This window comes from Streptomyces sp. NPDC006872, assembly GCF_040635845.1.
Taxonomy (GTDB): Bacteria; Actinomycetota; Actinomycetes; order Streptomycetales; family Streptomycetaceae; genus Streptomyces.
This window is the reverse complement of record NZ_JBEYIL010000009.1, coordinates 169,512-191,959: the sequence shown is the minus strand read 5'-3', so window position 1 is coordinate 191,959 and position 22,448 is coordinate 169,512. Positions and strand designations below refer to the sequence as shown.

The window sequence follows — 22,448 nt, the reverse complement described above, 5'->3', positions numbered from 1 at the left end:
CGCCATGAGCCAGGCACTTCAGGATCTCCTCGATCTGCTCGACCTCGAGCAGATCGAGGAGAACATCTTCCGCGGCCGGTCCCGCTCCGCCGTCGTCCCGCGCGTCTTCGGCGGGCAGGTCGCGGCGCAGGCGCTGGTCGCAGCCGGACGGACGGTCCCCGAGGACCGTCTCGCCCACTCCCTGCACGCGTACTTCCTGCGCCCCGGCGACCCGGGCGCGCCGATCGTCTACACGGTCGACCGGATGAACGACGGCCGTTCGTTCACCGCGCGCCGGGTCCTCGCGGTCCAGCACGGACAGCCGATCTTCGCGCTGTCCGCCTCCTTCCAGCGGCACGAGGAGGGCTTCGAGCACCAGGCCCCCATGCCGCCCGCCCCGGACCCGGCCACCCTCCCCACCTCGGAGGAGCGGCTGCGCGGCTACGGCCATCTCGCCCCCGAGATCGTCGAGAAGTTCCTGGAGGCGCGCCAGGCCGTCGACCTGCGGTATGTCGACGAGCCGCCGTACGGGCAGTACGGCGAGCCGCGCGAGCCGCACTCCCAGGTCTGGTTCCGCGCCAACGGCAAGCTGGCCGACGACCCGCTGCTGCACGTCGTCCTCGCCACCTACGTCTCCGACATGACGCTCCTCGACTCGGTCCTGCTCGCTCACGGCCGCGGCGGCTGGGCGGTCGGTGACGTCGTCGGCGCGTCCCTGGACCACGCGATGTGGTTCCACCGCCCGTTCCGCGCCGACGAATGGCTCCTGTACGACCAGGAGTCGCCGTCCGCGCACGGCGGCCGCGGCCTCGGCCAGGCCCGCATCTACACGCAGGACGGCCGCCTCGCGGTATCGGTGATCCAGGAAGGCGTGGTCCGGGCTCCCCGTTAGTCCTGCTCGGATTCCTCGCCGAGGCCCGCCTCGGCGAGGAGGTAGGCGACCATCGGGTCGTAGTGGCGCGGGCTGACGACATGGTCGTCCAGCGGGACCGCCACCTGGACGGTGCCCTCCGCCTCGGCGATGAACAGCGCCGGGTCGTTGCAGTCGGCGTACCCGACGGAGTCGACGCCGTGCCGGCCCGCGTAGCCCGCCCAGCCGTGGTCGGCGACGACCAGGTCGGGCAGCGGGCGGCCCTCGCGCTCCAGCGCGGTGAGGATGGCCTTCATCGGCTCGCCCGAGTGGGTGTGCCACAGGCTGGCGCCGTGTTCGAGGACGGCCACGTCGGCGAGCTGCCAGACGTACCCCTCGTCCGTCTGCAGCCCCTCCGGGATGACGACGATCTCGCAGCCGGCCGCGCGCAGGGCGGCGGCCGTGGCCCGGTGCACATCGAGGAGGCCGCCGGGGTGTCCGGTGGCGAAGAGGACCCGCTGCCGTCCCTCGGCCGCCTTGCGCAGCCGCGCCGCCAGCCGGTCCAGGCCGTCGACCGTCAGCTCGGGGTCGATGGTGTCCTGGCCGTAGCGGTACTCGGGATCGTCGTTCACGCCGACCCGCTCCGCCATCACCGCGAGCACGTCCTGCTCGTCGCTCCAGCGGTCGCCGAGTTCCAGGCCGAGCCAGAAGTTGCGGACGCCGTTGGCCAGTTGGCGGTAGTGGGAGAGGTTGTTCTCGCGCGGTGTGGCGACATCACCTGCGATACGGGTTCTGACGAGGTGGTCGACGAGTTCGGCGCGGCTGGGCGTCCCGGGTATCGGCATGGTCTCCATTGTGAGGCAGCGGGCGGTGCACGTCGTGGCTGTTCCGGCCGCTGGGACACGCGTCACTCACTGATTTCTGAGCGCGAACCACAGCTCCATCCGTACGTCTGGATCGTCCAGGTTCGTCCCCAGCAGGGTTGCGCAGCGGGTGATCCGCTGCCGCACGGTGTTGCGGTGCACGGACAGCGCCACCGCCGTACGGTCCCAGCTGCCGTGCAGGGAGAGCCAGGTGCGCAGGGTCTCGGTGAGCGGGGCGCTCGCGGCGAGCGGGGCGAGGAGCGTCCGGGCGTGGGCGCGGGCCTCGTCCGGCGGCAACAGGCCGAGCAGACCGGCGCCGGAACCGTGCCGGACGAGGGCCGCGCGGGTGGCGCGGGCCCGGGCCAGCGCGCGGGCCGCCTGCGCGTCGGCGGCCGGCCAGCCGGCGGGGTCCGCGGCCGCGCTGACGCCGAGGGTCCAGCCCGGCTGCGGCCCCGGCGTCCGGTCGGCCGGCATGAGGACCCGGACGACGTCGGCGGCCAGGTCCACCAGCGGTGACCCGAGCGCCGCCCCGAGCGCCGAGGCCGCCACGGGGTCGGGCGCCTGCCCCTCGGGCCGTGCGTGCACGACGAGCCACCGCTGACCGGATTCCCGGCTGAGCAGCGGCGCCACCTCCTCGGGCGCGCCGCCCAGCAGCAGCCGGACGAGCGCGGAGGAGCGAGCCGCTCCCGAGCCGCTCTGCTGCTCGCCGGTGAGGAGGGAGAGCAGGACGGCGGCGACGGAGGCGATGGTGTGGTCACCGGGGTCCCGCCGAGGCGCCGCGACCCCGAGCACGAACCCCTGACCGGCGCCCAGCGCGTAGGCGGCGAGATGGGCGCCGGAGGGGGCGGTGTCGCTGGCGGTGGAGGTGGGGGTCGAGGTGGTGGTCGCAGTGGTGGTCGAGGTGGGGGTGGTCGAGGTGGGGGTGGCCGAGGCTCGGGCGGTGAGGATGCGGGCGAGGTCGGCGAGGGGAGGGTCGTCCGGGGACGGCTGCCCCGCCCCCGCGATCTCCGTCCCCTCCGGCCCGTACAGCACCGCGCGCCCCGCGACCCGCTGGGCCAGTTGCCGTAGGACGGCAGGGACCGGGTCCGGCCGGGAGGCGGCGGCCGCGAGGCTCGCCTGCGCCTCCGTCACCCGGCGCAGCTCGGCCGTGCGGGCGCGCTCCATCAGCTGCCAGACGGCCCGGGCGACGGCCGCGAAGGTCGTCCGCGGCGGCACCTCCAGCAGCGGCAGCCCGTGCGCCTCGCAGGCGGCGACCAGCGCCTCCGGCACCGTGTCGTGCACCGGCGCCACCCCGAACCCGAGGGCAGCGCCGCCGCCGGAGACGATCCGCGTCACATAGTCGTCGAAGTAGGCCCGTGACCCGGCCGTCCGCGGAATGTGCACCCCCGCCGTCAGCAGCAGCTCGCCGCCCAGCAGGTACGGATACGGGTCGGTCATCTCCGAGGCGTGCGCCCCGTGCAGCACGACACCGGGATCGGCGGGCCCGGCGATCTGGCGCAGGGCGAGATCCTCCCGGGCCAGGAGGGCGGCGAGGGGTACCGGTGGGGTGAGAGGTACGGCCGACTGCTCCGCCATGGTGTGCGTTCCCTCCATTATCTGCCCCACGGATGGTGGAAACGTACACTTCGTGCCGGCTCTCCCGCCACCTACGCTCGATGGCGGACCAGGCGACGAAGCGAGAGAAAGAGGCATACGACCATGAGCGGCAACGAGACGCCCCGCGGCCCCGTCGACTCCTCCCGCATCCCGAGGTACGCGGGCCCCGCGACCTTCGCCCGGCTGCCCCGGCTCGACGAGGTCGGCCGCGCCGACGTCGCCGTGGTGGGCGTGCCGTTCGACTCCGGCGTCTCGTACCGCCCGGGCGCCCGCTTCGGCGGCAACGCGATCCGCGAGGCGTCCCGGCTGCTGCGGCCGTACAACCCCGCACAGGACGCCTCCCCCTTCGCCCTCGCCCAGGTCGCGGACGGCGGCGACATCGCGGTGAACCCGTTCGACATCCACGAGGCCGTGGAGACGATCGAGGCGGCCGCGGACGACCTGCTCGGCACGGGCGCCCGTCTGATGACCCTCGGCGGCGATCACACCATCGCGCTTCCGCTGCTGCGCTCGGTCGCGAAGAAGCACGGACCCGTGGCCCTGCTCCACTTCGACGCCCACCTCGACACCTGGGACACGTACTTCGGCGCGGAGTACACGCACGGCACGCCGTTCCGCCGGGCGGTGGAGGAGGGCATCCTCGACACCGAGGCCCTCTCGCACGTCGGCACGCGCGGCCCGCTGTACGGCAAGCAGGACCTGACCGACGACGAGAAGATGGGCTTCGGCATCGTCACGTCGGCGGACGTCTACCGCCGCGGCGCCGACGAGATCGCCGACCAGCTGCGGCAGCGCATCGGCGACCGCCCGCTCTACATCTCCATCGACATCGACTGCCTGGACCCGGCGCACGCCCCCGGCACCGGCACCCCGGAAGCGGGCGGCATGACCTCCCGCGAACTCCTCGAGATCCTGCGCGGTCTGGCGTCCTGCAACCTGGTCTCGGCGGACGTCGTCGAGGTGGCCCCCGCGTACGATCACGCGGAGATCACGTCGGTGGCCGCGTCCCACACGGCGTACGAACTGACCACGATCATGTCCCGCCAGATCGCGGCGGCCCGGAAGGACTCGGAAGCGAAGTGACTCACGACCACGACCTGGTGCTCCGCCCGACGGAGGCGCAGATCTCTGCTGCTCTCAGCCCTCCTCCCGGCCGTATCGGCGGAGACCTGGTCGTGGAGACCCTGGCCGCGCTCGGCACGACGACGGTCTTCGGCCTGCCCGGCCAGCACGCGCTGGGCATGTTCGACGCCCTGCGCCGCTCCTCGCTGCGCTACATCGGCCTGCGGGTGGAGAACAACGCGGGCTTCGCGGCGGACGCGTACGGCAGGATCACGGGGGAAGCCGCCCCGCTGCTCCTCTCGACGGGCCCGGGAGCGCTGACGTCGCTGGCGGCACTCCAGGAAGCGGCGGCGGCTTCGGCCCCGGTACTGGCGATCAGCAGCCAGATCCCCACAGCCGGCCTGGGCGGCGGCAGGCACGGCTACCTCCATGAACTCCCGGACCAGTCGGCCTCCTTCAGGGGCGTGGTGAAGTCCGTCCACACGGTCCGCACCCAGTCCCAGATCCCGTCCGCGATCGAGGCGGCCTGGAAGTCGGCGCTGACGGCGCCGCACGGCCCGGTGTGGGTGGAGATCCCGCAGGACGTGCTGCTGGCCGAGACGGCGATCCCGGTGGTGACGGGCGGCGACGCCTTCCCGGAGGAACTCCCGCCCCGCCCCGAACTGACGGCGGTGGCGGCACACCTGCTGTCGACGGCCGCTCGCCCGGCGATCATCGCGGGCGGGGGAGTGGTGCGGGCGGACGCGTCGAAGAAGCTGCGCGAGCTCGCGGAGCGCATCCAGGCCCCCGTGGTCACCACCCCCGGCGGCAAGGGCGCCTTCCCCTGGAAGCACCCGCTCTCCCTCCAGTCCTGGATCGAGGACCGGCACACCACGGACTTCCTGGAGGACGCCGACGTCGTCCTCGTCATCGGCTCGGGCCTCGGCGAACTCTCGTCCAACTACCACACGTTCAAGCCGCGCGGCCGCGTCGTCCAGATCGAGGCGGACCTCGGCAAACTCGAGTCCAACCACCCGGCCCTCGGCATCCACGCGGACGCCCGCCTCGCCCTGCAGGCACTGCTGGAGACGGTGTCCGAGCGGCCGGACCCTTCCGCGCCCGAGCGCGTCCGCGAGGTCCTGGCGAAGGTGGCCGACCGTATCGCGGCCCAGGAACTCACCCTGGAACAGGATGTGTTGGCGTCGGTGCGAGCGGCGCTCCCGGCAGCCTCCCCGTCCTTCTGGGACATGACCATTCTCAGTTACTGGGCGTGGTCCGCGTTCGACGCCAAGGGCCCCAACCACATGCACTCCGCCCAGGGCGCCGGCGGCCTCGGCTACGGCTTCCCGGCGGCCCTGGGCGCGGCGGTCGCGGACCCCACCCGCCCGGTCCTCGCGGTCTCCGGCGACGGCGGCGCGCTGTACTCGATCGCGGAACTGGCGACGGCGAAGCAGTATGCCCTCGACGTCACCTGGCTGATCATCGACGACGGCGGCTACGGCATCCTCCGCGAGTACATGACGGACGCCTTCGGTGAACCCACGGCCACGGAACTGACCCGCCCCGACTACGTGGCCCTGGCGGAGTCCTTCGGCGTCCCGGCCGTGCGGACGTCCCCGGAAACCCTGGAGACGGACCTGTCGAAGGCCCTGTCCGCCTCCGGCCCGTCGGTGCTCGTACTCCCGGCGGTACTACGGATGTTCGCGCCTACGCACCTGGGCTGATGAAGAGGCGCGGTTCCCGTCAGGTGATCGTTGATACGGTCCCGCCATGCTTGAAGTGAACCGATCATCCGGCCCCGGCCCCGGCCCCGTCACCGCCGATGATGTGCAGTACGCCGTCCGGCTGGCCGTCGCCGCACTTCGAGGTGCCGATGCGGCGGCCGACTGGGACGCCAATGCCGGTTCCCTGGAGTGGAGTTGTCGGGAGACCGTCGAGCATCTGGCCGATGATCTGTTTGCCTACGCCGCCCAACTCGGGCCCGAGCAGCCGCCGTTGGACACCGAGGTGCCCTTCGTGTGGCGGGCGGAGAGGCCCGGTGCGCCGGCGAACGTCATCTTCGCGGACCGTGGCGCCGGTCCGGCCGGGCTCGTGCGGGTGCTGGACGCCTGCGGGGGGTTGTTGGCGGCCATGGTGCGGGTGACCCCGGCGACCGTCAGGGCCCATCACGTCTTCGGGCTCTCCGACGCCGAGGGCTTCGCTGCCATGGGGGTCGTCGAGACGCTGGTGCACCTGCACGACGTCGCCGAGGGGCTCGGCATCGGGTGGGCGCCGGATGCCGGGCTCTGTGACCGGGTGCTCGTGCGGCTGTTTCCCGATGCGCCGACCGGCACCGACCGGTGGCCCACCTTGCTCTGGGCCACCGGCCGGGGGGAGATCCCGGGGCATGCGCGTCTCAGCCGGTGGCGGTGGTACGGCGCTCCCCGGGGCGAGCGGTAAGAGGCCTCGGCAAGCCCCCTGGATCCACATCGCCGGCGCGAGGGAACTGGTCAGTCGATACGGAAAGTGGCTTGAATCAGTAAAGGAAGTCCCATACGTTCTCCCTCGCCACTCAAGTACTTCATGACCACATCAACTTCATATTCGTCGTAGGGAGCTCTGGGGAGAGCTCCAAGGGGGAGACAAGGGAATGACCAACCCTTGGTTCCGGCGGCTTCGTCGTACCCGGACGCTCGGTGTGCTGCTCGGCAGCGCCGTCGTCCTGGGCGCGTTGCCCGCCGTCACCAGCGCGGCCGAGGCCGCCGATGCCATGACCGGCACCACACCGACCAGCGCCGAGGCGACCGAGTTCGCCGCGGCCGCCGCCACCGGCGAACCGGTGGAGATCGTGGCGCGACGCACCGAGGACGAACTCGTCTTCGCCAATCCGGACGGCTCGCTCACCAGTGAGACCAGCGTGCAACCCCAGCGGGTGCACCGGGCGGACGGCAGTTGGGCCGCCGCCGATCCGACGCTGGTGCGCCGGGCCGACGGAACCGTCGGCCCCAAGGCCGCCGTCGTCGACCTGGCCTTCGCGGCCGGCGGCTCGCAGGACTTCGTGACCCTCGGCGAGGACGGCAGGTCCTTCACGCTGCGCTGGCCGAAGCCGCTGCCCGAGCCCGTGCTGGCAGGCGACACCGCCGAGTACCGCGAGGTACTGCCCGGCGTGGACCTGCTCGCCAGCGCCTCGGTCACCGGGTACGCCTACGTGCTGGAGGTCAAGACGCCCGAGGCCGCCCGCAACCCGGAGCTCGCCCGGCTGCGGCTGCCCGTGCGGGCGGACGGGCTCGACCTCAAGGCCGGCGCGGACGGCGGTCTGGAAGCCGTCGACGCCTCCGGCGCGCGTCTCTTCGGCGGCCAGGCCCCCAAGATGTGGGACTCCGCGACCGCCGCGCAGCAGGTCCCGGCCGACGCCGTGGCCGCCTCCGGCGCCGACGCCCCCGTCCAGGACACGCCCGACGCCGCCGCGAAGGTCGCCGACATGGGCCTGGACGTCTCCGCGGACGCGGTCACCGTCGTCCCCGACGCTTCCGTGCTGACCGCCGCCGACACCGACTTCCCGGTCTACCTCGACCCGGAGGCCGGCATGTCCAAGAGCGAGTGGCTGTACGTCTCCAGCGCCCACCCGGGCACCGAGTTCCACAAGTTCAAGGACGACGAGGGCGTGGGCCGCTGCTCGTACAAGTCCATCGGCGGCACGTACTACGTGTGCAGCTCCTCGCCGTACACCAACCGCATGTACTTCCAGTTCTCCACCGCGGGGTGGAAGAACCGCACCATCTCCAAGGCGGTCTTCGAGGTCTACGAGACCTTCTCCTTCTCCTGCCAGGCGAGCACCGTCAATCTGCACCTGGTGAACGAAGGCGGCGTCGACTCCGCGACCAACTGGAACAACAAGCCCAAGGACGGCGACCTGATGGTCGACCGCACGGTGGCCTACGGGCGCGGCAGCAGCTGCAGCCCCGACGCGCCCGCGAGCTGGGTCGACTTCCAGGACAGCAGCAAGGAGGACAACGAGAACCTCACCCCGACCGTCCGTAAGAAGGCCGCCGCCGGCGACCCGATCGCCTTCTCGCTGCGCGCCGCCGACGAGGACGACCCGAATTCCTGGAAGCGGTTCCGCGGCGACAACGCCAAGCTGGTCGTCACCTACAACACCACCCCGGGCAAGCCGTACAACGAGCGGCTGAGCAACCCGGAGGAGAAGGCCTGCACGACCGACAACACCAAGCGGCCGTGGATCCGTGACGACACCCCGACCATGGCGGTCAACGGCACTGACGCCGACTCCTACACCGACGGCACCGGCCAGAACCTCACCGCCACCTTCCGCGTCTGGGACCAGGTCGACGGCCGGCCCATGGTGTACGAGGGCAAGGACGGGCCGCAGAACGAGGGCGTGTTCGAGAAGGGCATCCCGGTCAAGGAGCTGGCGCACGGCCACGGCTACAAGTGGCACGCCCAGACCTACGACGGCTCCACCGGCAAACTGAAGGACTCCGGCTACTCGGACTGGTCCGACTGGTGCGAGTTCGTGGTGGACACCGAGCGGCCCGACACCAAGCCGCTGGTGAAGCCCACGGACGGCGAGGCCGACCTCCCGGCGGGCGCCAAGCGGCACTTCACCGTCTCCGCCAACGGAAACTCCGACTCGGTCTTCAAGAACGACGTCGAGTACTACGAGTGGGACCTCGGCAGCGACACCCCCGGCCGCCACGCCACACCCGCGAGCCTCGGCGGCAACGCCACCATCGAGGTGGCGCCGTCCACGTTCGGGCCGAACGTGCTCTACGTGCGCAGCGTCGACCAGGCCGGCAACCGCGGCCCGATGGAGAAGTACGTCTTCACCGCCGACCGCGCCTGCGCCGACGTCCTCGCCGACTCCTGCGCCGCCGCCGTCTACGGCCTCGACCAGACCACCGGCGCCACCGCGCCCGACGCCTCCGGCCACGACCGCACCCTGACCGTCAAGGGCGCCGACTGGGTCGCGGGCAACCACTCCGCCGACCAGCCGGCCGACAAGGCCCTGCGGTTCAACGGCAGCAGCGACTACGCCACCGCCGCCTCCGCCGTCCACACCGGGCAGGCGTTCACCGTGTCGGCGTGGGTGCGGCCCACCTCGCTGAGCCAGAACATCGCGGTGATCGGCCAGTCCGGCGGCCAGGGCAACGGCTTCAACCTCTACTACTCGACGGCCTTGAAGCGCTGGATCTTCGGCCGGCACGTCTCGGACACCGCCGACTCCGAAATCATCCGCGCCATGGCGACCGGCGAGCGGCCGGCCGTCGTCGGCAAGTGGACGCACCTGGCGGGCACGTACGACCCGGCGGCCCGCAGGTTCACCCTCTTCGTCGACGGCGAGGAGCAGGGCAGCGCCGCCGTCACCGACGTCTGGAACGCCACCAAGGGCCTGAACATCGGCCGCGCCCAGTACAAGGGCGCGTGGAACGACTTCTTCGCCGGCGACATCGACGACGTCCGCCTCGTACCCGGACTGCTCTCCGGCACGGAGATCTACCGGCTCGCGAACGACTGAGCGCTCCGCTGGAAGTCCAGGTGATGATCCTGCGGGCCGGTGGGGGCTGGTCGCGCAGTTCCCCGCGCCCCTTACGGGGCGCGGTACCGCACCGGACTTCGCCAAGGCCGCCTCAGGACGGGCCCAGCACCTGAACAGCGAGCGGTTCCTGACCAGACCCGCTGTCCCGGGCGCCCGAACACCCTTCGGGCGCCCGGGAATTCCACATCACAAACGGGAGGAGCGCGCATGCGCTCAACATGGAGACATTACGCCCGAAGGTGGGCGAAACCTCTGGCCGGGACCGTGTCCGCGGCCCTGACCCTGACCCTGCTCCAGGCCGTCCCCGCCCTCGGTGACGACGACTCCCGGGAGCAGCGGCGGCCCAAGACGCAGGATGTGACCTCCACCCCCGTGGTGGAGGCCGACGGCCAGCGCACCCCGCTCAAGCACCTCACCGGATACGGCGCCACGCCCAGCGCGAAGGCCGCCTGGCCCGAGCCGGGCAGCGCCACCGTCACCCTGGGGCAGACCACGGCGGCCCGTAACGGGCTGCGCGCGGGCGGTCTCCCCGTCCGGCTCGCGGCCCCCAAGGCCGCCAAGTCGCGGGCCGCCGCGCCCACTCGGGCCAAGGTCGACCTCCTCGGCCACGCCGCCGCCCGCAAGGCCGGCATCGACGGCCTGCTGCTGAAGGTGACGCGCGCGGACGGCCGTACGACGGTCGGGGGCAAGGTCTCCGTCCAGGTCGACTACGCCTCCTTCGCCCAGGCCTACGGCGGCGACTGGGCGCAGCGGCTGCGGCTGGTGCAGCTGCCCGCCTGTGCGCTGACCACGCCGAACGCGCCCGCCTGTCAGGGCGTCACCCCGCTCGCCACGAGCAACGACGTGCGCGGCCAGAAGCTCACCGCCGACGTCCCGGCGGCCGTCGCGGGGGCCAAGGCGCCGCTGCTCGCCGTCTCCGCGGCGCCCGCGGGCGGTTCCGGCTCCTACACGGCGACCTCGCTGGCGCCCTCGGCGTCCTGGCAGGTCGCGGGCCAGACCGGCGCCTTCACCTGGCAGTACCCGCTGCGCGTGCCGCCCGCCCTCGCGGGCCCGTCGCCGCAGCTGGGCCTGGGCTACAACTCGGCGTCCACGGACGGCCGTACGGCCTCCAGCAACAACCAGACCTCCTGGGTCGGCGAGGGCTTCGACCTCAGCGCCGGCTACATCGAGCGCGCCTACCGCTCCTGCACGGACGACGGCCACGACGAGGCCGGCGCGCAGAAGTACGACCTGTGCTGGCACTCCGACAACGCCACCATGAACTTCGGCGGCCGGGCCGGCGAGCTGGTCAAGAAGTCGGCGAACGAGTGGCGGCTGAAGCAGGACGACGGCACGAAGATCGAGCGGAGGACCGGCGGCTTCAACTCGGACGACAACAAGGAGTACTGGGTCGTCACCACCACCGACGGCACCCGCTACCACTTCGGCAAGGGCAAGCGGGAGTCCGAGGCCGCAGACGCCGAGAACACCGGTTCCTCCTGGGAGGTCCCGGTCTTCGGCGACGACAAGGACGAGCCCTGCCACAAGGACACCTTCAAGGAGTCCCGCTGCCAGCAGACCTGGCGCTGGAACCTGGACTACGTCGTCGACGTCCACGGCAACACGATGACGTACTACTACGGCACCGAGACCAACAAGTACGACTCGGTGCGCGGCGACAAGGTCGTCTCCTACGACCGCGGCGGCTGGCTCAAGCGGGTCGAGTACGGCGAGCAGGAGGGCAAGGAGAACACCACCGCCGCCCCCGCGCAGGTCGTCTTCACCACCGTCGAGCGCTGCACCGGCGCGGCGGCCGACTGCGAGCCGGGCGACCTGAAGGAGTCCACCGCCACCCGCTGGCCGGACGTGCCGTTCGAGCAGATCTGCACCTCCGACACCGAGTGCAAGGACCAGTGGTCGCCGACCTTCTTCACCCGTAAGCGCCTGTCGAAGGTCACCACGCAGGTGCTGGGCTCCGACGGCAAGACGTACGGGGACGTCGACGTGTGGGACCTGGCGCACAAATACCAGAGCGCCGACACCACCCACTCCCCGGCGATGTGGCTGGAGTCCATCACCCACTCCGGCAAGGACGGCGCGAACAAGCTCCCGAAGCTGACCTTCTTCGAGCGGCAGGACGCCAACCGCGTCGACACGGGCGCCGACGACCGGCTGCCGATGTACAAGTGGCGCATCCGGGCCATCCAGTCGGAGACCGGCGGCACGATCTCGGTCAACTACAAGCCGAACGAGTGCACCCCCTCCAGCCTGCCCACCCCCGAGACCAACACCAAGCGGTGCATGCCGTCCTTCTGGTCGAAGGAGGGCACGGTCGGCGAGAAGGAGGACTGGTTCCACAAGTTCGTCGTCGACACGGTCGTCGAGGACGAGGTCACCGTCACCGGCCCCAACAAGGTGACGTCGTACGACTACTCCGGCGCGGCCTGGGCCTTCGACGACAGCGAGCTCGTCAAGACCAAGAAGAAGACCTGGAACCAGTGGCGCGGCTTCCGCAGCGTCACCATGAAGACCGGTGAGGCCGGCTCCAAGCAGCTGCGCAGCGAGACCACCTACCTCCAGGGCATGGACGGCGACCGGGAGAAGGAGTCCGGCGGCGCCAAGTCCGTCACGGTCACCGCCTCCGACGGCACCAAGGTCCGCGACGACGCCCGCCATCAGGGCTTCCAGCTGGAGCAGCGCACCTTCGACGGCGCCGACGAGATCGGCGGCACCGTCAGCACCCCCTGGAAGTCGGCCGCCACGGCCACCGAGGGCAGCGACGAGGCGACGTACGCGGCGGTCAGGTCGACGAAGACGCGCACGGCGCTGGACGGCGGCAAGGTCCGCCGCGCCTCGATCGAGTACTTCTACGACTCCTACGGCATGCTGGAGCGCTCCTCGGACTCCGGCGACCTCGCCGACCCCGACGACGACACCTGCACCACCAACGCCTACAACCGCAACACCGACGCGGGCCTGCTCACCCTGCTGAAGCGGGTGACAGTCGTCCCGGTGGCATGCGACGACGGTCCGCCGTCCTACAAGGGCGAGGCGATCTCCGACGTCCGCACCTGGTACGACGACCCCGACACCTACGGCGCCACGCCCACCGAGGGCGACGTGGTCCGCAGCGAGAAGGTCAAGGGGTACGCGGCCGACGGCACGCCCCAGTACGTGACGACGTCGACCGCGAAGTACGACGCCCACGGCCGGGTCACCGACTCCGCCGACCAGCAGGGCAACACCACGAAGACGGCGTACACGCCCACCCTCGGCGGCCCGGTCACCGGCATGAAGGTGACGGACCCGGCGGGCAACTCCACGACCTCCACGGTCGACCCGCGCTGGGGCCTGGTCACCTCGACCGTCGACGCCAACAAGCAGCGCACCGACCTGGAGTACGACGGCCTCGGCCGGCTGCTGAAGGTGTGGCTGCCGGGCCGCCCCAAGGCGGAGACCCCGAGCCTGGAGTACGCCTACCTGGTCCGCAACAACGCGCCCGTCGTCACCACCACCAAGTCCCTGCTCCCCAACGGCTCGGTGGCCACCAGCCACCAGCTCAGCGACGGCCTGCTGCGGCCGCGCCAGACCCAGACCCCGGCGGCGAACTCGGGCCGGGTCGTCACGACGACCGAGTACGACAGCCGGGGCCTGGCCGTCAGGAACATCGGTCCCTTCTACAACTCCGCCGCCCCCACCACCACGTTCGTGAACGTGGTCGACGCCTCCGAGGGCACCCCCTCGGAGACCGAGATGGTGTACGACGGCGCAGGCCGTGCCACGGACACGGTCTTCCGGGTCGCGGGCAAGGAGAAGTGGCGGGCCAAAGCCGCCTACCACGGCGACCATATGACGGTCGACCCGCCGGAGGGCGACACCCCGACCGCCACCTACACCGACGCGCAGGGCAGGACCTCGAAGCTCGTCCAGTTCAAGGGAGCCTCGCCCACCGGCGCCGCGGACATCACGAACTACTCCTACGACAAGGCCGGCCGACTCTCCGAGGTCAAGGACCCCGCCGGCAACGTCTGGTCGTACGAGTACGACGTGCGCGGCCGGCAGACGGTGGCGGTCGACCCGGACGAGGGCACCTCGTGGATGACGTACGACGAACTGGACCGGCTGAAGACGGTCCGGAACCAGCGCGAGATCACCCTCACCTACAACTACGACAAGCTGGGCCGCCAGCGCTCCCTCTACAACGGTGACACCAAGCTCACCACCTGGGAGTACGACAGCAGCACCGTCCCCAACGGCAAGGGCCGTCTCGCCTCCGCCACCAAGTGGGTCGGCAGCGACGGTTACACCACGTCGGTCGACGCCTATGACGCGGCGGGCCGTCCGCTGAAGACCTCGGTCACCGTTCCGGCGTCCGAGGGCAGACTCGCCGGCACCTACACGGCCACCACGGCGTACAAGCCGGACGGATCCCTCGCGAGCACCGCACTCCCGGCCGCCGGTGACCTGCCGGCCGAGACCGTCACCACCGGATACACGGCCACCGGCCTGCCGTCCTTCACCCTCGGCGACGGCAGCGACTACGCCCGCGAGACCCGCTACTCCAACTACGGCGAGGTCCTGCAGCTCACCCTGGGCACCGCCAGCGCCGACAAGTACACCTGGCTGACCAACACCTATGAGGAGGGCACCCGACGCCTGGAGCGGGCGCGGATCGACCGGGAGGTCGTCAAGACGCCCGACTCGGACATCGCCTACGGCTACGACGCCTCCGGCAACATCACGAAGATCGCGGACACGCCGGAAGGGAAGGCGGCGGACGTCCAGTGCTTCACGTACGACTATCTGCGCCGGCTCACCGACGCGTGGACCCAGAGCGCGGCCGCCTGTGCCCCCAGCGCCGGTGAGGCGACGATCGGGGGACCGGCTCCGTACCGGCACGGCTACGAGTACGACGCCATGGGCAACCGCACGTCCGAGACGCGCTACGCGACGGGCACGACGGGTGCGGCGGCCGTCGCCCAGACGACGACGTACACCCCGAACGGCACGGGCAACCCGCACGCGCACGCCGTGAAGTCGGCCGAGTCGCACTCGGTGGCCCCCGGCAAGGACGAGACGGCGACCCAGTCCTTCGAGTACGACGAGATGGGCAACACCACCCGGCGCACCCGGCAGGCCACCGGGCTGTGGGCGGCGGTGGACCAGTCCCTGGAATGGGACGTCGAGGAGCGTCTCGCCTCCGTCACGCCCTATGCGAACGGTGCCAAGGACGAGGCGAACCGCACCGGCTTCGTCTACGACGCACAGGGCAACCGGCTGCTGCGCAAGGACAAGGGCGCGGTCACGCTCTATCTCGGTGTGCAGGAGATCCGCCTGGACAAGGCGAAGAACACGCTCTCCGGCACCCGGTACTACGCCCACGGCGGACAGCAGATCGCGGTGCGCACCGCGGCCGGGGTGACCTGGCTGGTCGGCGGGCAGAACGGGACGGCCGAGATCGCCGTCCGGGCCGCCGACTCGGCGGTGCAGCAGCGTCGCACCCTGCCCTTCGGCGAGGTGCGCGGATCGAACCCGACCGCATGGCCGGGTGACAAGGCGTTCGTCGGAGGGACCGCCGACGCCACCACCGGCCTGATCCATCTCGGGGCCCGTGAGTACGACCCGGCGGCCGGCCGCTTCCTGTCCGCCGACCCGCTGCTGAACGTCAGCGATCCGCAGCACCTCAACGCCTACGCCTACGGGCGCAACAACCCGCTGGTCTTCCCGGACCCGACCGGCCTGTACTGGGGCGAGTCCTGGATCAGCCCGATCGGCCACGGCGCCCTGGACGTCGCCGGACTGGTGCCCGGCTTCGGTGAGCCCGCCGACCTGCTCAACGGCCTCTGGTACACGGCCGAGGGCAACTACATCGACGCCGGTCTGTCCTACGCCTCGGCCATCCCGATCGCGGGCTACGGCGCGACCGCGGCCAAGGGCGCCCGGTATGTCAACAAGGCCGTCGACGCCGTGGACGTGGCCACCGACACGGCCAAGGCGGCGGACAAGACCAAGGATGCGGTCAAGCACGCCGACGACCTCACCCCGCCGTCCACTCCGAAGCCCAAGGAGGCTCCGAAGCCGCCGCCGCCGGCCAAGGCCAAGGACGCTCCCGAGGCGAAGAAGGGCGACTCCGGAGGCAAGAAGAACGACGGCGCGGAGAAGAAGAGCGAGGGCGCCGAGAAGACGAAGTCCGAGGACGGCGAGGCACCCGACGCGCCCAAGGAAGAGGTGATGATCGACACCGGCACGGCCCGGGCGTTGACGTCGGCCGACCGGACGGTGGGCGACCAGGTCGCCGCGCAGATCGGGGACCGCGGGATGGTGATGACCCAGACCGCCGTCAACGAGTTCCAGACGGCCGTGGCCCGCAACACGGCGAACGGTTTCGTCGGCCCGCAGGAGACGGCCATGATCCAGACGCTCATGAGCAAGGTGCGGGTGGTGCCGGACAACGTGAGTGCGCGGGCCGCGGGCCTCAAACCCAGTAGGAGGGTCGGCGCCGACGACATCAAGATCTTCGGGACCGCCGACGCCATGGGGATTCCCATCTTCACCTCGGACGCCAAGTTCGTACGGGCGGCGGGAATCCAGGGCGTATCGTTCAACGCCATCGTGCACGCATCCGTGTCATGGATCGGAAAATGATCAGCGAAATGACAGACCTGGAACCTCATCTCGCCGAAGTGGTCGACCAGCTGCGACTGGTGTTTCCCGCTGGTGTCCGGGAGGACGACGCGGACTTCGGTCCCTTGCTCGTGATCCTCTCCGACCTGCTGTCCGAGCGGAACCTCGGCGTGGTGGTGGAGGCCGCCTTCGGGCTCGACCGGCATGTGGCGCGCAACCACGCGGCAGCGGCCCTGTCCGTCCGGAAGCCGCCTGCCGAACAGGTGGAGCGGTTGAACGAGCGCATGGTCGGGTCCGGGTGGTACTTGCAGGACGACGACGAAGGATGAGCACCGCCTCGCCGTGATCCTCGCCTTCACGGAGGACGACGCAGGGCCCTCCCGGGAGTTCCCGGGAGGGCCCTGCGCCTCTGTGCCTACCTGTGCCTGAGGCGACGGACGGCTGCGCCGCGTGCTACCAGATCGCCTCGATCCACTCCGGGTGGTCGATGAACGGGTTGCGGTTGTGCTGGTATGTGTCGTAGATGACCTGGTTGCGCCGCTCCTCGAAGGCGCTCGGCGGGTCCGCCTCGTTCCAGGCCTTGAGGACGGCGAGCTTGCCCATGTACGGGTTGCTGCCGTTGGCCACCTTCTCGTTGGGCTCCAGGTCGGGCCAGCCGTCGTCGCCCTCGTAGCGGACGGCCATGTAGAGGATGATGCGGGCCACGTCGCCCCGGTCCGCGGCGCGCGGCGCGAAGGAGTCGGAGTCGACGGTGCTGCCGCCGCCGTTGGTGACCGCGCTGCCGCCGTTGTCGAAGTCCAGGTTGCCGCGGGTGCTGTTGACCTGGACGTCGCAGGCACGCAGGTGGTGCAGGTCGGTGCCGGGGCCGATCGCCTCGCCGAAGTCGCCGTGCGACTTGGCCCAGGTGTGCTCGCGGTTCCAGTCGCCGACGTCGCCGCCGTTGAGGGACTTGCTGCGCGAGACACCGCTGTACAGCAGGAGCACGTTGCTGCTGTTGTTGGGGTCCTGGTCGGTGACCTTGAGCGCGTCCCAGACCGCGGAGTACGAGATCTTCGTGACGTTGGCGCTGATGATCGTGTGCAGGGACGACTTCAGGCTCGTACCCGTCTTGCCGACCGCGTTCTTGTAGTACGTCGCGTCGTAGGCCGTCGTGGTCGCCGCGGCGGGGGTCGCGGTGAGCGTGGGCGCGGTGAGACCGACCAGGACGGCAGTGGTGGCAAGCGCCACCGACTTCCATCGGCGTATGCGTGTCGCCAGCATGTGGGTGTCCGATCTACGCGGGTTGATTGGAGGCGGCAATCGGGAGAGTGACATGCACATGCGGTCATGGCAATGAATCTGACATGTCGATCAGATGACGGGAACCGGCAAATTGCCCCTTGTCTACGCGAGTTGATGCACCGAGAACGCACGGAAACGGCCCCTGAAGGGAGCGTCAGGGGCCGTATGCGTTGTGCCGGTCAGCTCACGTCGGAGGCGTCCAGCCGGTAGATGGTGGAGGTGTTGGACGAGGAGGAGGACGACGACGAGGTGTCCGACTCGGAGGTCGACTCCGACGTCGACTCCGACGTCGAAGTCGAGCTGTACTCGCTCTCCTTCACCGCCGTCCCGTTCTTCTGCACCCAGGTGGTGATCTCCTGGTTCAGGCTGCTGTTGCCGCCCATACCGCCGCCGCCGAGCTGGATGTAGTGCAGCTCACCCTTCTTCACCAGCTCCTTGAGCTTGGCGAGGGTCATCGCCTGGTCGGAGCCGGTGAAGCCCCACATGGAGATGACGGGCTTGCCGGAGCTGAGGATCATCTGGCCCGCGCTCTGCGAGTTGGACACCGCGATCAGCCACTTGGCGCCGTCCTGGTTCTTCTCCAGGTACGAGATGAGCTGGCTGTCGGCGCCGCCCATGCCGCCGCCACCGCCCATGCCTCCGCCGCCACCGCCGCCGGGTCCACCGGCGGTCCCGCCGCCCGGAGCAGTGCCGCCGCTCTCGCCGCCGCCCTGAGTGCCGCCGCCGGGGAACTCCCCGCCGGCGCCGCCCTGTTGGCCGCCCTGACCGTTCTGACCGTTCTGGCCGCTCGGCGCGCCACTGGGTGCGCCGCCGCCCTGCGGGAGTTCGCCGTTGCCGCCGCCCGGGTTCATCTGGCCGTTGCCGCCGCCGGGGAACTCGCCGCCCGCCTGGCCGCCCGCCTGGGTGCCGCCCGGCGTCTGGCCGCCGGGACCGCCGCCGTTGCCGCCGCCCCGGCCGCCGCCACCGCCGCCGGGACCGCCCGTGCCGCCGCCGGTGGACGGGCCCGCGGTCGGGTTGGTGCCGCCCATCATGCCGCTGGAGGAGCCGAAGGCCGGCGAGGCGGCGTACGCGGTCGGACCCGCGAGGGCCGCCACGATCGCCGCGACGACGGACGCGCCGAGCAGCCGCAGCCGGGTGCCGGAGCTCGCGGACCGGAGCACGAACAGGCCCACGACCGCCAGGACCATGACCACGCCCACGGCCGGCCACAGCCAGGTGTTCCAGCCGGTGGCGCGGCGCAGCAGCACGATCGCCCAGATGCCGGTGACCACGAGCCCCGCGGGCAGCACCCACGACCAGCGGGCGTCGCCGCCGCGGAAGGCGCGCCACAGCATGACGCCGCCGCCACCGCACAGCGCCGCGATGCCCGGGGCGAGCGCGGTCGTGTAGTACGGGTGCATGGTGCCCTCGGCCATGGCGAAGGTCAGGTAGTGCAGGGCGAGCCAGCCGCCCCACAGCACCAGCGCGGCCCGGGTGACGTCGGTGCGCGCGGCGCGGCCGCACAGCACCAGGCCGGCGACGCACGCGATGCCCGCGAAGGGGATCAGCCAGGAGATCTGGCCGCCGAGGACGTCGTTGAACATCCGGCCGAGGCCGGCGGTCCCGGCGAAGGTGCCGCCTCCGCCGCCCCCGCCCCCGCCGTTGCCCTCGCCGCCGAGCACCCGGCCGAGGCCGTTGTAGCCCATGATCAGGTCCCATGCGCTGCCGTCGGTCGAGCCGCCGATGTACGGCCGGTCGTCGGCGGGGACGAGGGACACGGCCGCCGCCCACCAGAAGCTGGCGACGGCCAGCGCCACGGCCGCCAGCGCCAGGTTGACGACCTTCTTCTTCCAGCCCAGCTTCGACGCGTACAGGTACACGGCGAAGACGGCGGGCAGGGCGATGTAGCCCTGGAGCATCTTGGTGTTGAAGGCGAGGCCGAAGCACACCGCCGAGCCGATGAGCGGCAGCAGCCTGTCGTCGCGCGTGGCGCGCAGCGCGAGGGCGGCGCCCGCCACCATCAGCAGTACCAGGATGGTGTCGGGGTTGTTGTCGCGGTTGATGGCGACGGTGATCGGCGTCAGCGCGAGGACGAGCGCCGCGACGGCCGCCGCCGCATGTCCGAACACCCGCTTCACGGAGGAGTGCAGGATCCAGATCGTGCCCAGGGCCGCCGCGATCTCCGGCGCCATCATCTGCCAGGTGCCGAAACCGAAGATCCGGCAGGACAGGCCCATGACCATGAGCGCGAAGGGCGGCTTGTCGACGGTGATGAAGTTCCCGGCGTCGAGCGAGCCGAAGAACCATGCCTTCCAGCTCTGCGTGCCGCTGTAGATCGCGGCGCTGTAGAAGCTGTTGAGGCTGTTGCCCGACAGGTTCCAGCCGTAGAGCACGGCCGCGAGGACCAGGATCGCGAGCAGCGCGGGGAGCGACCAGCGTGGCGCCTTGTCCGGTGGCGGCGCCGCGGTGGTCGCCGTCGGCGGGGCCCAGTCGGGGGACACGGTCGTGTGGGGGTGCGGATCGGTGGCTGATGTCACCCTGCGCATGCTGTACGCCGGTTGTGGGTGGTCGCTGTGCCGAGCCTGGCCGCAACCTGTGAAGAAGCCCTGGGGCCGGTAACGGGTTGCCCAGGCGTTCCCCAATATCCCCGGTATCGCCGATATCCCCGGGCACTCGTACAACCATTCATACGAACTGGTGAGTCAACCGTGTATGACTCACCGGACCTCCAGACGTAGGAGGGGGCTGGTCGCCACCGCACTCGGCACCGGCGTCCTCATAACCGGCGTGGCCACCGCCGCACCCGCGACGGCCGCCACCCCCACTGTCAGCTGTACCTCGGCCAAGGCCGGGCTCGCGGCCAAGCTGAAGAAGGACATCACCGCAGCGCTTGCCAACCGCAAGGGCACGATCGCGGTCGGCGTCTACGACCGCAGCACCGACACCACCTGCACACTGCGCGCCTCGACGGCCTACGACTCGGCCAGCGTCGTCAAGGTGACCGTCCTCTCCGCGCTGCTGTGGGACGCGCAGAAAACGCACCGCGCGCTGACCAGCCGTGAGAAGACCCTCGCCAAGGCCATGATCACCAAGTCGGACAACGCCTCCACCTCCACGCTGTGGAAGCAGCTCGGCCTGACGAAGATCAGGGGCTTCCTGACGGCCGCGAAGATGACGCAGACCAAGCCGGGCGCGAACGGCTACTGGGGCCTGACCCAGATCACCGTCACCGACGAGCAGAAGCTGATGAAACTGCTCACGGCCAAGAACGCGGTCCTCACCGACGCCTCGCGCGCCTATGTCAACACGCTGATGGGCCAGGTCGTCTCCGCGCAGCGCTGGGGCACGCCGTACGGGCGGCCCTCGAACGTCTCCTGGCACGTCAAGAACGGCTGGCTGTCGCGCGCCACGCACGGCTGGCGGGTGCACAGCGTCGGCACCTTCAAGGGCGGCGGCCACGACTACATGATCAGCGTCCTCACACACGGCAACAGCACGATGAACTACGGCATCACCACCATCCAGGGCGTCGCCAAGGTCGTCCACAAGGACCTGGCCGCGTCCTGAGCGATCTTTTACGCGCTGTCCCACCGCACGTCACCGGTGCGTCCTACGGTGACGTCCATGCGCCTGCGAACCGTACTCGCCACCCTCACCGCCGGCCTGGCGGCGGCCACCGCTCTCACCGCCGCCGGGCCCGCGAACGCCCACACCGCCGCAAGCAACGCCTGTTCGCCGTCCGTCTCCCTCGACCGTTTCTCCGACGCCCTCGACAAGACGACCTACGACGGCACGTTCGTCGGCAACTTCTCCGCCCTCGCCGTCGACCGGGACGGCTCCCTCGCGGCCCTCTCCGACCGCTCCTCCGTCTTCGACCTGAATGCGGCAACCCTCGCCCCGAAGAAGGTCGTCGCGCTCGCCGACGAGAACGGCGCCGCCCTCGACTCCGAGGGCCTGGTCATAGACCGGGACGGCACCCGTCTCATCACCTCCGAGACCGAGCCGTCCATCCGTCGCTACAGCGCCGACGGCAGGATCCTCGACCGCCTTCCGGTGCCGTCCTCGCTCCTGGTCGCCCCCGCCGGCCGCGCCACCGTGAACCAGACCTTCGAGGGCCTCACCCTGCTGCCCGGCGGCCGCACCCTCCTCGCGTCGATGGAGTACGCGATCTCCGGGGACAGCGCGGGCATCGTCCGCTTCCAGACCTGGCGGCGGACCAAGGGCGACCACTTCGAGCTCGGCGCCCAGTACGCCTACCGCACCGACGCCGGCCTCGGCGTCCCCGAGGTGCAGGCGACCCCCGACGGCCGCCTCCTGGTCCTGGAGCGCGGCTTCACCGCCGGCGTCGGCAACACGGTCCGCCTCTATCTGGCCGACCCGCGCCACGCCACGAACACGACCGGCATCGAGAACCTGACCGGCCAGGACGACGTCCGCCTGATCAAGAAGACGCTGCTCACCGACATCGTGACCTGCCCGTCACTGGGCGCCACGGCCAAGCAGCCCCAGCCGAACCCCCTCCTGGACAACATCGAGGGCATGGCGATCACCGGCCGGGAGCGCGGCCGCCTCAAGGTCCTCCTGGTCAGCGACGACAACCAGGGCGCAACCCAGACGACCCGCTTCTACTACTTGCGGGTACGTGTCTGACGCCTGCGGGTACGCGTCTGGTACCTGCGGGTATGCATCCGACCGTTCGCTGCCGCTTTTGTTGCGGAGG

13 protein-coding genes are annotated in these 22,448 nt (G+C 70.9%); 9 read left to right on the top strand and 4 right to left on the bottom strand.

Annotated features, from left to right (window positions below; genetic code table 11):
- Nucleotides 1–4 precede the first annotated feature (4 nt).
- A complete protein-coding gene (locus ABZ725_RS26765) occupies nt 5–871 on the top strand; it encodes an acyl-CoA thioesterase II (protein WP_358805112.1) in 867 nt (288 codons plus the stop codon).
- Here the strand turns inward: ABZ725_RS26765 and ABZ725_RS26760 are convergent.
- Entirely contained in the window at nt 868–1,674 is an 807-nt protein-coding gene (locus ABZ725_RS26760) for a phosphatase (RefSeq protein ID WP_358805111.1), read from the bottom strand. The two genes, ABZ725_RS26765 and ABZ725_RS26760, sit on opposite strands and share 4 nt — an antisense overlap.
- 66 nt (nt 1,675–1,740) lie before the next feature.
- Nucleotides 1,741–3,285, bottom strand: a complete 1,545-nt coding sequence (locus ABZ725_RS26755) for a PucR family transcriptional regulator (protein ID WP_358805302.1) — start codon at nt 3,283–3,285, stop codon at nt 1,741–1,743.
- 105 nt (nt 3,286–3,390) lie between these two features.
- Between ABZ725_RS26755 and speB the strand changes: the two genes are divergently transcribed.
- The 6 genes from speB to ABZ725_RS26725 all read left to right on the top strand — a co-directional run bounded on the left by speB (nt 3,391) and on the right by ABZ725_RS26725 (nt 16,797).
- The gene (gene speB / locus ABZ725_RS26750) at nt 3,391–4,371 is read left to right on the top strand and encodes an agmatinase (protein ID WP_351906628.1); all 981 of its coding nucleotides are present in this window, start codon (nt 3,391–3,393) and stop codon (nt 4,369–4,371) included.
- Nucleotides 4,368–6,053 carry a thiamine pyrophosphate-binding protein gene (locus tag ABZ725_RS26745; protein WP_358805110.1) on the top strand — a complete coding sequence of 562 codons (1,686 nt, stop codon included), beginning with the start codon at nt 4,368–4,370 and terminating at the stop codon, nt 6,051–6,053. Before speB ends, ABZ725_RS26745 begins: the two co-directional genes overlap by 4 nt.
- Nucleotides 6,054–6,099: 46 nt before the next feature.
- Nucleotides 6,100–6,768: a hypothetical protein gene (locus ABZ725_RS26740; RefSeq protein WP_358805109.1), complete on the top strand. Its 669-nt coding sequence runs from the start codon at nt 6,100–6,102 to the stop codon at nt 6,766–6,768.
- Nucleotides 6,769–6,958: 190 nt separating this feature from the next.
- Nucleotides 6,959–9,844 (top strand): LamG-like jellyroll fold domain-containing protein, encoded by a 2,886-nt coding sequence (locus ABZ725_RS26735; protein WP_358805108.1) that lies wholly within the window; start codon nt 6,959–6,961, stop codon nt 9,842–9,844.
- 228 nt (nt 9,845–10,072) lie between these two features.
- Nucleotides 10,073–16,489, top strand: coding sequence for an RHS repeat-associated core domain-containing protein (locus ABZ725_RS26730; protein ID WP_358805107.1), 6,417 nt, complete (start codon nt 10,073–10,075; stop codon nt 16,487–16,489).
- 8 nt (nt 16,490–16,497) lie between these two features.
- The gene (locus ABZ725_RS26725; RefSeq protein ID WP_351906613.1) at nt 16,498–16,797 is read left to right on the top strand and encodes a hypothetical protein; all 300 of its coding nucleotides are present in this window, start codon (nt 16,498–16,500) and stop codon (nt 16,795–16,797) included.
- Nucleotides 16,798–16,921: 124 nt separating this feature from the next.
- On the opposite strand, the gene ABZ725_RS26720 is transcribed toward ABZ725_RS26725, so the two are convergent.
- Nucleotides 16,922–17,728: an endonuclease gene (locus ABZ725_RS26720; RefSeq protein WP_351906610.1), complete on the bottom strand. Its 807-nt coding sequence runs from the start codon at nt 17,726–17,728 to the stop codon at nt 16,922–16,924.
- Between the two features lie 200 nt (nt 17,729–17,928).
- A complete protein-coding gene (locus ABZ725_RS26715; RefSeq protein WP_358805106.1) occupies nt 17,929–20,265 on the bottom strand; it encodes a glycosyltransferase family 39 protein in 2,337 nt (778 codons plus the stop codon).
- 175 nt (nt 20,266–20,440) lie between these two features.
- Here ABZ725_RS26715 and ABZ725_RS26710 point away from each other — a divergent pair, with 175 nt between their 5' ends.
- Both ABZ725_RS26710 and ABZ725_RS26705 read left to right on the top strand, forming a co-directional pair.
- A complete protein-coding gene (locus tag ABZ725_RS26710) occupies nt 20,441–21,295 on the top strand; it encodes a serine hydrolase (RefSeq protein ID WP_358805105.1) in 855 nt (284 codons plus the stop codon).
- Between the two features lie 57 nt (nt 21,296–21,352).
- On the top strand, nt 21,353–22,378 hold the full coding sequence (locus ABZ725_RS26705; RefSeq protein WP_358805104.1) for an esterase-like activity of phytase family protein: 1,026 nt from the start codon (nt 21,353–21,355) through the stop codon (nt 22,376–22,378).
- Nucleotides 22,379–22,448 lie beyond the last annotated feature (70 nt).